The 10,678-nt window shown below is 68.6% G+C and carries 13 protein-coding genes; 4 read left to right on the top strand and 9 right to left on the bottom strand.

From position 1 onward, the window contains the following. A partial coding sequence (locus tag AC31A1_RS37080; RefSeq protein WP_489657506.1) for a MaoC family dehydratase occupies positions 1-808 on the top strand: 808 nt, incomplete at its 5' end. A gap of 47 nt (positions 809-855) precedes the next feature. Here the strand turns inward: AC31A1_RS37080 and AC31A1_RS37075 are convergent. From AC31A1_RS37075 to AC31A1_RS37050, 6 genes are all read right to left on the bottom strand, one after another. Then, on the bottom strand, positions 856-1,491 hold the full coding sequence (locus AC31A1_RS37075) for a TetR/AcrR family transcriptional regulator (protein ID WP_489657505.1): 636 nt from the start codon (positions 1,489-1,491) through the stop codon (positions 856-858). Between the two features lie 27 nt (positions 1,492-1,518). Next, positions 1,519-1,830, bottom strand: coding sequence for a DUF4229 domain-containing protein (locus AC31A1_RS37070; RefSeq protein ID WP_201055011.1), 312 nt, complete (start codon positions 1,828-1,830; stop codon positions 1,519-1,521). A 75-nt stretch (positions 1,831-1,905) separates the two neighbouring features. Further along, positions 1,906-2,430: a GNAT family N-acetyltransferase gene (locus AC31A1_RS37065; RefSeq protein ID WP_489657504.1), complete on the bottom strand. Its 525-nt coding sequence runs from the start codon at positions 2,428-2,430 to the stop codon at positions 1,906-1,908. 45 nt (positions 2,431-2,475) lie between these two features. Further along, positions 2,476-3,639, bottom strand: a complete 1,164-nt coding sequence (mqnE, locus tag AC31A1_RS37060; RefSeq protein WP_489657507.1) for an aminofutalosine synthase MqnE — start codon at positions 3,637-3,639, stop codon at positions 2,476-2,478. A 49-nt stretch (positions 3,640-3,688) separates the two neighbouring features. Further along, positions 3,689-4,144: an Lrp/AsnC family transcriptional regulator gene (locus tag AC31A1_RS37055; RefSeq protein ID WP_019061245.1), complete on the bottom strand. Its 456-nt coding sequence runs from the start codon at positions 4,142-4,144 to the stop codon at positions 3,689-3,691. Between the two features lie 110 nt (positions 4,145-4,254). After that, positions 4,255-4,947 (bottom strand): UbiX family flavin prenyltransferase, encoded by a 693-nt coding sequence (locus AC31A1_RS37050; RefSeq protein WP_393764223.1) that lies wholly within the window; start codon positions 4,945-4,947, stop codon positions 4,255-4,257. 92 nt (positions 4,948-5,039) lie between these two features. Between AC31A1_RS37050 and AC31A1_RS37045 the strand changes: the two genes are divergently transcribed. Continuing rightward, entirely contained in the window at positions 5,040-5,651 is a 612-nt protein-coding gene (locus AC31A1_RS37045) for a rhomboid family intramembrane serine protease (protein ID WP_489657503.1), read from the top strand. On the opposite strand, the gene mqnP is transcribed toward AC31A1_RS37045, so the two are convergent. Both mqnP and AC31A1_RS37035 read right to left on the bottom strand, forming a co-directional pair. Beyond that, positions 5,648-6,550, bottom strand: coding sequence for a menaquinone biosynthesis prenyltransferase MqnP (gene mqnP / locus AC31A1_RS37040; RefSeq protein WP_489657502.1), 903 nt, complete (start codon positions 6,548-6,550; stop codon positions 5,648-5,650). The two genes, AC31A1_RS37045 and mqnP, sit on opposite strands and share 4 nt — an antisense overlap. Continuing rightward, positions 6,547-7,998 (bottom strand): menaquinone biosynthesis decarboxylase, encoded by a 1,452-nt coding sequence (locus AC31A1_RS37035; RefSeq protein WP_489657501.1) that lies wholly within the window; start codon positions 7,996-7,998, stop codon positions 6,547-6,549. The genes mqnP and AC31A1_RS37035 overlap by 4 nt, the downstream gene beginning before the upstream one ends. A 154-nt stretch (positions 7,999-8,152) precedes the next feature. Here AC31A1_RS37035 and AC31A1_RS37030 point away from each other — a divergent pair, with 154 nt between their 5' ends. After that, entirely contained in the window at positions 8,153-8,452 is a 300-nt protein-coding gene (locus AC31A1_RS37030; RefSeq protein ID WP_266769597.1) for a PLD nuclease N-terminal domain-containing protein, read from the top strand. A gap of 87 nt (positions 8,453-8,539) precedes the next feature. Next, on the top strand, positions 8,540-9,967 hold the full coding sequence (locus tag AC31A1_RS37025; protein WP_489657500.1) for a purine-cytosine permease family protein: 1,428 nt from the start codon (positions 8,540-8,542) through the stop codon (positions 9,965-9,967). Here the strand turns inward: AC31A1_RS37025 and AC31A1_RS37020 are convergent. Further along, the gene (locus AC31A1_RS37020) at positions 9,952-10,443 is read right to left on the bottom strand and encodes a DUF2505 family protein (RefSeq protein ID WP_489657499.1); all 492 of its coding nucleotides are present in this window, start codon (positions 10,441-10,443) and stop codon (positions 9,952-9,954) included. The genes AC31A1_RS37025 and AC31A1_RS37020 overlap by 16 nt on opposite strands. Positions 10,444-10,678: the final 235 nt, after the last annotated feature.

The raw sequence follows: 10,678 nt of genomic DNA, 5'->3' as shown, positions 1-10,678 counted from the left end.
CTTCAAACGGGCCCGCCCCGACGCCGAGTTCCCCCGCACCCGCCTCGTCCTGCCCGGCGTCCGCGTCGACCTGGCGAAACTGGCCGCCTACGAACGCGTCTGCGGCTTCGCCACCGGCGACGACGCCCTCCCGATCACGTATCCCCACGTCCTCGGCTTCCCCCTCGCCATGCGCCTGATGAGCTGCCGGGCCTTCCCGCTCCCGCTCCTCGGCCTGGTCCACACGTCGGTGGAGATCACCCGGCACGCGGCGGTACCGGCCACAGGGGACCACGAACTCACCGTCTACGTCGACGAGTTGGCCCCGCATCGGCGTGGCACGGAGGCGACGGTCACGACGGAGATGCGGGCGGGCAGCGAGTCCGGGGGCGCGGGCAAGCTCGTCTGGGAGTCACAGAGCACGTATCTCGCCCGGCACCACCGCACCGAAGCGCGGGCGCCCGAGGAGCGGGAGGCGGGCGAAGTACGGGAAACGCGGAAGCCGTTGCCCACCATCGCCGAGTGGCGCCTCGCCGAGGACGTCGGCCGGCGCTACGGCGCCGCGTCCGGCGACCGCAACCCCATCCACCTCTCCCCCCTCACCGCACGCCTCTTCGGCTTCCCGCGCGCCATCGCCCACGGCATGTGGACGGCCGCACGGTGCCTCGCGGCACACGGGACGCCCGAATCGGCGTACGTACGAGCGGAGTTCAGGGCGCCGGTGCTGTTGCCGGGGGTGGTGGAGTACGCGGCGGAAGGCGGCCGTTTCCAGCTGCGGAGCGGGGAGCGCACGCATGTGGACGGACTCGTCCGACCGCTCCCTTTATGAGCCGCACGACCTTCATGACCTTCATGACCTTCATGAGCCGATGAGCGCTACGGCGTCCACGGCCGCCCCTCCATCAGCTGTCCCAGCCCCGCCCACGCGAAGTTCATCAGCGTCGCCGCCGCCTGCTTGGCGGTGACGCCCGGGGTCGCGTTCGACCAGGCCGCCAGGGACTCGGCGGCGCCGACCAGGGCTTCGGCCAGACCGGCGACCTCATGCTCGGGGAGGTCCGGGTCGCGGTGCGCCTCGCGGGCGGTGACCGCGATCAACTCGGTGACGAACGCGACGAGTTCGGCACGCATCGCGGCCACCTCGGCCGCGAAGGGCTCGCCGTGTGTGCGGGACTGGAGGTGCAACACGGCCCAGCCGTCCGGGTGTTGGGCAGTGTGGGTGAAGAACGCCCGCAGCCCGTCCCAGAGTTGGCGGTCGGCGGGCGACCCGGTGTCCACGCCGGCCCGTACCGCCTCGGTGAGCGCCTGGCCCTCGCGCCGGATGCACGCGGTGAACAGGTCTTCCTTCGAGTTCAGGTAGAGATACACCAACGGCTTGGACACGCCCGCGAGTTCGGCTATCTCGTCCATCGACGCGGCCATGTAACCGCGCTGCCCGAAGGTCTGCACGGCGGCGTCGAGCATCTGCTGCTCACGGACCGCCCGCGGCATGCGTCTGGTCTTCACGGCACCCATGGGGGCAAGGGTAGTTGGGCCCAGGTACTAGGAAGTCTGGCCCTGCGGGTGGGACGTCGGCTGGGCGGCGTCCACCGTCTCGTCCTCCTGGCTGCGGTTGGCGTCCAGGTTGGCCTTCATCCGGTCGACCCGCTCGACGATCTGCACCGAGGCACGGTCCCGCACCCCGCGCAGCACCACGAAGCTGATCGGCGCCGAGATCACCAGCGCCAGCAGCACGATCCACATGCCGTTGGACTCGCCGAAGCCGCGCGGGAAGACGCCGAGGTAGACGAGGCCCCAGACGACGCCGAGGCAGCCCGCGAAGACTCCGAGGCGCCACAGTGTGTAGCGGAACATCTCAATCCACTCTTCCGATTCGGGACAAGGGCATCAATCAGTGAAGCACGGTGTCGCACGGATCTTGCAGGGGGGTCACAGCAGCGGCAGCAGCATGAAGATGTCGTCCCGGTCGTCCCCGGGGGCGATACGGATCGCACCGGGCACCCGCCCGACCTCCTTGTAGCCGCAGGAGCCGTAGAACCGCTCCAGGCCGTGGCCACCCCGGCAGGTGAGGCGGATCGCCTCGATGCCGTCGATGCCGCGGGCGGCCTCCTCGGCGGCGGCGAGGAGGTCGCGGCCGTAGCCCTTGCCCTGGTGGCGGGGGTGGACCATCACCGTGTAGAGCCACAGCCAGTGCATCATCAGGCGGTGGGTGTTGAACGCGAGGAACACGGTCGCGGCGACCGTGCCCGTCTCGTCCCGGCCGACCAGCAGCCGGGTGCGGCCCTCCGCCATGGCGACGAAGTGCCGGACCAGTTCGGGCCGTATCTCGTCCACCGTCACCGGTGCGACGAAGCCGACGGAGCCGCCCGCGTTCGAGACGTCCGCCCAGAGGGCGAGGACCTCCTCGCGCAGGGCAGGGGTTATCGCGGGGTCCAGTTCAAAGGTCAGTGACATGGTGCCGTGTTCGCTTCAGAAGGTGGTCGTCTCAGAAGGTGGTCGTCACACCCGCATCGGCTGCGGGGACTCGCGCCGCGCCGGGTCCGGGCCGTCGTACTCGCGGATGATCTCGTAGCGCGTGTTCCGCTCGACCGGCTGGAAACCGGCGTCGCGGATCAGGTCGAGGAGGTCGTCGCGGGTGAGCTTGTTCGGGGTGCCGTAGTTGTCGGCGTCGTGCGTGATCTTGTACTCGACGACCGAGCCGTCCATGTCGTCCGCGCCGTGCTGGAGGGCGAGTTGGGCGGTCTGGAGGCCGTGCATGACCCAGAAGACCTTGACGTGCGGGACGTTGTCGAAGAGCAGCCGGGAGACCGCGAAGGTCTTGAGGGCCTCCGCGCCGGTGGCCATCTGCGTCCGCGCCTGAAGGCGGTTGCGCACCTTGCCGTCCTTCATGTCCACGAAGTCGTGCTGGTAGCGCAGCGGGATGAAGACCTGGAACCCGCCGGTCTCGTCCTGGAGCTCCCGCAGCCGCAGCACGTGGTCCACGCGGTGGCGCGGCTCCTCGATGTGGCCGTAGAGCATGGTGCACGGGGTCTTGAGACCCTTCTCGTGCGCCAGGCGGTGGATCCGGGACCAGTCCTCCCAGTGGGTGCGGTGGTCCACGATGTGCTGGCGGACCTCCCAGTCGAAGATCTCCGCGCCGCCGCCGGTGAGGGATTCGAGGCCGGCGTCGATCAGCTCGTCGAGGATCTCGGAGGCGGACAGCCCGGAGATCGTCTCGAAGTGGTGGATCTCGGTGGCCGTGAAGGCCTTGAGGGAGACCTCCGGGAGGGCCTTCTTCAGCTCGCTCAGCGACCGGGGGTAGTAGCGCCAGGGGAGGTTCGGGTGCAGGCCGTTGACGATGTGCAGCTCGGTGAGGTTCTCGCCCTGCATCGCCTTGGCGAGCCGGACGGCCTCCTCGATGCGCATCGTGTACGCGTCCTTCTCGCCCGGCTTGCGCTGGAACGAGCAGTAGGCGCAGGACGCGGTGCACACGTTGGTCATGTTCAGGTGCCGGTTGACGTTGAAATGAACCACGTCGCCGTTCTTCCGCGTCCGCACCTCGTGCGCGAGTCCGCCCAGCCAGGCCAGGTCGTCCGACTCGTACAGCGCGATGCCGTCCTCACGGGACAGCCGCTCACCGGAGCGGACCTTCTGCTCCAGCTCGCGCTTGAGCCCGACATCCATGCCCATACCTCTTCCTAAGACAGCTTCGCTAAACGGTACGCCTACGTTGCTACGCCTCTTCGGGCAGCTCTCCGACCCGGTTCTCCCACTTCGTGGAGAGCACGATGGTGGTACGGGTGCGGGAGACGCCCTTGGTCCCGCTGAGCCGCCGGATGGTCTTCTCCAGGCCGTCCACGTCAGGCGCCCGCACCTTCAGCATGAACGAGTCCTCGCCGGCGATGAACCAGCAGTCCTCGATCTCGCCGAGGTCCTTCATGCGGCGCGCCACGTCCTCGTGGTCGGCGGCGTCGGAGAGCGAGATGCCGATCAGGGCGATGACGCCGAGGCCGAGGGAGGCCGAGTCGACGGTCGCGCGGTAACCGGTGATGACACCGGCCGCCTCCAGCCGGTTGATGCGGTCGGTGACACTGGGTCCCGACAGGCCGACGAGGCGCCCCAGCTCCGCGTAGGAGGCCCGGCCGTTCTCTCTCAGGGCCTGGATGAGCTGCCTGTCCACCGCGTCCATGCGATCGATTGCCTTCCGGTGATGACGGTTGATGACGATGAATAAGTGGGTGCTGTAAGTCAGTTGGTGCTGTAAGTCAGTTGCTGGTGTACGTCAGTTGCTGGTGTACGTCAGTTGGTGGTGCGGAAGCCGGCGCCCAGGTCGCCCTTCCACCGCCGGTACAGATCGTGCTCGACGCCCGCCGAGTCCAGGACCCGCCCGGCGACGAAGTCCACCAGGTCCTGGATGTGGGTGGCTCCGGCGTAGAACCCGGGCGAGGCGGGCACCACGGCCGCGCCCAGGTCGTCCAGGGTCACGAGGTGCCGCAGCGTCTGCCCGTTCAACGGCGTCTCGCGTACGGCGACCACCAGCCTGCGCCGCTCCTTGAGGGTGACGCTCGCCGCCCGCTGCAACAGGTCCTTGCTCAGCCCGAGGGCGATCCCGGCGACACAGGCCGTGGACGCGGGCACGACAATCATCCCCTTCGAGGGGTACGACCCCGAGGACGGCCCCGCCGCGAGGTCGCCCGCGCTCCAGTGCCGTACGGCGTCGGTGTCGATGGCGGGCTGGAAGGTGCCGGGCTTGCCGTCGGCGCCGCGGGCCAGCCATTCGCGCAGGTCGTCCTGCCAGTGGGCGTCCCGGTAGGAGATCCCTGTCTCGTCGAGCAGCGTGAGCCGGGACGCGCGGGACACCACGAGGTCGACGCTCTCGCCGGCGTCGAGGAGCGCGCGCAGGACGGCAGCCGCGTATGGGGTGCCGGAAGCGCCGGACACCCCTACGATCCAAGGCGTACGCGGCGTCTCTCCTGGCTTGACTGGGTTCACGACACCGAGCCTAGCTGGCGTCGCGGGGCGGGAACCGGTCAAGGGTGCCGGGGCGTTCTTCTGTGGGGACGAGTGGACTCTGGGGGGGTGCCATGTCCGGTACGCGGTTGGAGTGGTCGCAGGGCGACCGCGCGAAGGCCGCGGCCAAGCTGATGGTGGGCTGGGTCGCGCTGTTGTGGCTGCTCGAAGTGGTGGACGTGCTCAGCGGGCACGCCCTCGACGGCCTCGGGATCGTCCCGCGCGAGCCCTCCGAACTGATCGACGTCGTCCCGGCCGCGTTCATCCACTTCGGCTTCGCCCACGTGGCCGCGAACACCGTGCCGCTGCTGGTGTTCGGCTTCCTGGCAGCACTGGGCGGCATCCGCCGCTTCGCCGCGGTCTGCGCGCTGATCATCGTCGCGGACGGCCTGGGCGTGTGGCTCATATCCCCGGCCCACACGAACACGGCGGGCGCGTCGGGCCTGATCTTCGGCCTCTTCGGCTTCCTGCTGATCGGCGGCTTCGTCGAGCGCCGCCCGCTGGGCATCGTCGTAGGACTGCTGATCGGCGCGGTCTGGGGCACCTCGATCCTGTTCGGCCTGGCGCCCACGCAGTCGGGGGTCAGCTGGCAGGCGCACCTGATCGGGCTGGCGGCTGGGGTGGGGGCGGCGTTCGTGTTCCGGCGCAAGCCCAGCACCCCGAGGACTCCGCTTACCGCCGCTTAGACGGTGAGCCCCCGCACCAGCAGATCCAGCAGCGCACACACGAACAGGGCAATCCCGATGAACCCGTTGACGCTGAAGAACGCCCTGTTCAACCGCGAAAGATCATGCGGCCGGACGATCGAGTGCTCGTACAGGAACGCGCCCGCGACGATCAGCAGGCCGAACCAGAAGAAGGCGCCGGCGCCGGTCGCCGCGCCGTACCAGGCGAGGAGGGCCGTAGTGATCGCGTGGCACACCCGCGCGCCCCAGATGGACGCCGGAATCCCGAAGCGCGCCGGCACCGACATCACACCGATCTCCCGGTCGGTCTCGATGTCCTGGCAGGCGTAGATCAGGTCGAAGCCGCCGATCCAGATGCCGACGGCGAGCCCGAGGATCACCGCGTCCCAGGACCACTCGCCGGTGATCGCCAGCCAGCCGCCGACCGGGCCCATGGCCTGGGCGAGACCGAGGATGGCCTGCGGGAAGTTCGTGAACCGCTTGCCGTACGGGTAGACCACCATCGGGATCACCGCGATGGGGGCCAGTGCCAGGCAGAGGGGGTTCAGAAGCGCCGCCGAGCCGAGGAACACGACCAGCGCGACGAGCGCGCCCGTCCACGCGTGCTTCACCGTCATCGCGCCGGTGACCAACTCGCGGTGCGCGGTGCGCGGGTTACGGGCGTCGATCTCGCGGTCGATGATCCGGTTGACCGCCATCGCGAACGTCCGCAGCCCCACCATGCAGATGGTGACCAGCAGCAGCCGCCCCCAGTGGATGTTCTTGTCCCACTGGAACATCGCGGTCAGCGCGGCGGTGTAGGCGAAGGGCAGGGCGAAGACGGAGTGCTCGATCATGACGAGGCGTAGGAACGCCTTGGTGCGCCCCGGCTGCGGGATCGCGGCAGACGCGCTGCTCACAGGCCGTACTCCTTCCACCGGCGGTCGACCTTCGCCGCCGTCTCCGGGTCGGACAGGACCATCTCGGGCCAGCCGCCGTCCCGCGTGTAGCCCTCCTCGGGCCACTTCCTCGTCGCGTCGATACCCGCCTTGCCGCCCCAGAACTGCTGGTAGGAGGCATGGTCGAGGTGATCGACGGGTCCTTCCACGACCGAGAGGTCGCGGGCGTAGTCCGTGTTGCCGAGGGCCCGCCACGCGACCTCGTGCAGATCGTGGACGTCACAATCGGCGTCGACGACCACGATCAGCTTGGTCAGGGACATCATGTGCGCACCCCAGACCGCGTGCATCACCTTCTGCGCGTGCTTCGGGTACTTCTTGTCGATGGAGACGATCGCGCAGTTGTGGAATCCGCCCGCTTCGGGCAGGTGGTAGTCCACGATGTCCGGCACGATGATCTTCAGCAGCGGCAGGAAGAACCGCTCCGTCGCCCGTCCCAGCGGTCCGTCCTCCGTCGGAGGCCGCCCTACGACGATCGACTGAAGCAACGGCCGCTTCCGCATCGTCACGCAGTCGATGGTCAGCGCCGGGAAGGGCTCCTGCGGCGTGTAGAACCCGGTGTGATCCCCGAACGGCCCCTCCGGCAGCATCTCGCCGGGCTCCAGCCACCCCTCGATGACGACCTCGGCCTGCGCCGGCACCTGCAACGGCACGGTCTTGCAGTCGACCATCTCGATCCGCTTGCCCGCGATGAACCCGGCGAAGAGGTACTCGTCGATGTCACCGGGAAGGGGCGCGGTGGAGGCGTACGTCACGGCGGGCGGGCATCCGAAGGCGATCGCGACCGGCAGCCGCTCCCCCCGCCTCGCCGCGACCTGATAGTGGTTCCGGCTGTCCTTGTGGATCTGCCAGTGCATGCCGATGGTGCGCTTGTCGTGGCGCTGGAGCCGGTACAGCCCGAGATTGCGGATCCCGCTCTCCGGGTCCTTCGTGTGCGTGAGCCCGAGGTTGAAGAAGGACCCGCCGTCCTGCGGCCAGGTGAAGAGCGCGGGCAGGTCGTCGAGGTCGACGTCGTCACCCGTGAGCACCACCTCCTGCACCGGCGCTTCCTTGACCTTCTTCGGCGGTACGTGGGTCATCGAGCCGAGCTTCCCGAAGGCGTCCCGCACGCCCACGAACCCCTGCGGCAGCTCGGGCCGCAGCAGCCCGCCGATCTTCTCGGAGATGTCGCCGTACGACTTCAGCCCCAGGGCCTTCAGCAGCCGCCGGTCGGTCCCGAAGACGTTCATGGCGAGGGGCATCGAGGACCCCTTCACCTTCTCGAAGAGAAGCGCGGGCCCACCGGCCTTCTGGACCCGGTCGACGATCTCCCCGACCTCCAGATACGGGTCCACCTCGGCCTTGATGCGCTTGAGGTCTCCCTCGCGCTCCAGTGCCCTGAGCAGGGAGCGAAGATCGTCGTAAGCCATGTGTCCCAGTATCGCCGAGCGCTCGTTGTCTCCCGACGTCCGCCCCTGCCTTCTGCCGGGGGTCCGGGGGTTGCCCCCGGGCTAGCACAGCGGCCACCCGCTAACCTGACCCCGTCACCGGGGCCGTCCCACCACTCAGGAGAATCTCGCCGCCATGCTCAGGTATCTGCCTTTCCTGCTGGTCCTGGCCCTGTGGATCTACGCCTTCGTGGACTGCCTGAACACGCCCGAGGAGGACGTGCGCGGCATGCCGAAACTGGCGTGGGTGTTCGTGATCCTGCTCTTCGGCGAGGTGCTGGTCGGCCCGGTCGCATGGCTGATCGCGGGCCGGGCGCGGCGCACCGGGGCCGAGGCGACGGCCGCGCCGGGCCAGTGGATCGCGCCGGACGACAACCCCGAGTTCCTGAAGTCCCTGAACAAGGACGACCTCAAGGACGACCCCAAGGCCGAGTGATACGTGCAGGTTGTACGCCGGTGAGCGGCCCGGTACGGACAATGCGCCTCTGGGCCCGGACCGGCAGGAACCGGACACTTACCTCGCATGACGACTGCTCCCGCCGAATCGACCGGCACCCTCGCCCCCGAATACGGTGACAAGGTCATCGCCGTAGAGACGGCCGGCGCCGAACCGATCCCCGACGCCGAACGCCACGGCAGCCCGCTCCAGCTCCTCTGGACCTGGGCCTCCCCGAACATCGAGTTCGCGACCGTCTACATCGGCGTGATCTCGGTCCTCTTCTTCGGCCTGTCCTTCTGGCAGGCGACCGCGGCGATCGTCCTGGGCACGGGCCTCGGCGCGATCACGCAGGGCTTCCTCTCCCTGGACGGCCCCCGCTTCGGCGTCCCGCAGATGGTGATCGGCCGCTTCTCGTTCGGCTTCCGCGGCAACATCCTCCCGTCGGCGGCCAACGGCCTTGTGGCGGGCGTCGGTTGGTTCGCGGTGAACAGCGTGAGCGCGGCGTTCGCACTGAACACACTGACGGGTCTACGTCCCCTGCCGTCACTGTTGCTGGTGGTGGTGGCCGAGATCCTGATCGGCTTCATCGGCCACAACTTCGTGCACACCTTCGAGAAGTACGCGTTCCCGGCGCTCGCGGTGATCTTCCTGCTGGCCGGCGTCTGGACCTTCAAGGACGCGCACCTCGGCGCGGGCGGCACGGGCGGCGGCGTTGGCGGCTTCCTGCTCGCGCTCAGCGCGGCCTGGGGGTACGCGGCGGGCTGGAACCCGTACGCAACGGACTACTCGCGCTACCTCCCGCGCACGGCGAACAAGTTCAGGACGATCCTGTACCCGGCGCTGGGTCTGTTCGTGTCGGTGACGTTCGTGGCGGTGATGGGCGCGGCCTCGGCAACGCTCCTCGCCCCCAAGGACGCAACCCCCACGGCGGCCTTCACCGGCCATCTCCCGTCCTGGCTCGGCAACTTGGTGCTGATCGCGATCATCCTCGGCGCGATCTCGGCGAACGCCCTGAACGTCTACTCCGGCGCGATCTCCCTCACCGCCCTCGGCCTGAAACTCCCCGCGTGGCTGAACCGCAGCGTCCTGGTAGTGGTCTCAGGCGTAGCCGGTACGGCGGCGGCATGGGCGTCCCTGTCCGACGCGGGTTCGGCGTACGAGGCGTTCCTGCTGGTGATCGCGTACTGGGTGGCGCCGTGGCTGGGCGTGGTCCTGGTGGAGCGCTGGTTCCAGTCAAGGTCCACGACAACCACGGAGTCCCTGGCCCCCCGCCTGACCGACCCCACCTTCACCAACTGGCCAGGCCTGGCAGCCCTGTTGATCGGCATCGGGGTGTCGGTCCCGCTCTTCTCCAACCAGGAGGACTACGTCGGCTACGTCCCGAAGCACTGGCCGTCCTTCGGCGACAGCACGCCGATCGTGGGCTTCATACTGAGCGCGGTGCTGTACGTGGTGTTCACCCGCGTCGCCGGACGGACCTCGACGCCCGCGTCCGCTCAGGCCGAGGCCTGACGGTTGTAGCACGCGACGGTCCTGTCCCACTCCTCGCGCAGGTTCTTCTCCATGGAGCTCTCCAGCAGGCCGCCGACGCCGAAGATCTTCGCCTCGTAGGTGAGTTCAAGGCGGAGGCGGCTGCGGACGGCGTCGGCGTCTTCGGCCGTCAGATGACCCTCGTGGCGAATCTTGTCCGCCTGACCGCTCGGCGTGACCTTCCAGGTCCACAGACGATCGGCCTTCTCGAAGGTCCCGTCCTCAGCCTCACTGAAGGTGGCGCCGAGCAACTTGGCGACGGGGGCGGGCAGTTGCAGCGAGCGCTGGAACACGGTGCGCCGGACAACCCGCTCTTCGCTCTCACGCCGCCCCGACATCGAGTAGCTCTTGTACGCCAACTCGCCCTTGTACAAATCCTCTTCACGCGCCGAATCAAGAAACCAGGCGAAGAACTCGTCGGGAGCACCGGCCACGGCATAGGTCAGGGTGAACTTCATGCACGCAAAGTATCAGTCCGTACACTCGCTGTAATCACCCTTCAACGTACGCCGGAACGCCCGGAGTTGACGGCGACGCAGGATCGATCGTGACCGTTGGGCCACTCGCTTCTTGGCCAGTGTCGGGCTTCCGCGGCCCGAGTAAAGGGCGCTCCCTGCGGTCGCGTCGGCTACGCCGATTCCGCTGCGCTCCACCCTTGACTCGGCCCGCTCCAGCCCGTTTCAGAAGCGAGCG

It is taken from the genome of Streptomyces sp. P5F9, from assembly GCF_057961495.1.
The sequence above is the reverse complement of the archived record's forward strand: the minus strand, read 5'-3'. Positions and strand labels throughout refer to the sequence as shown.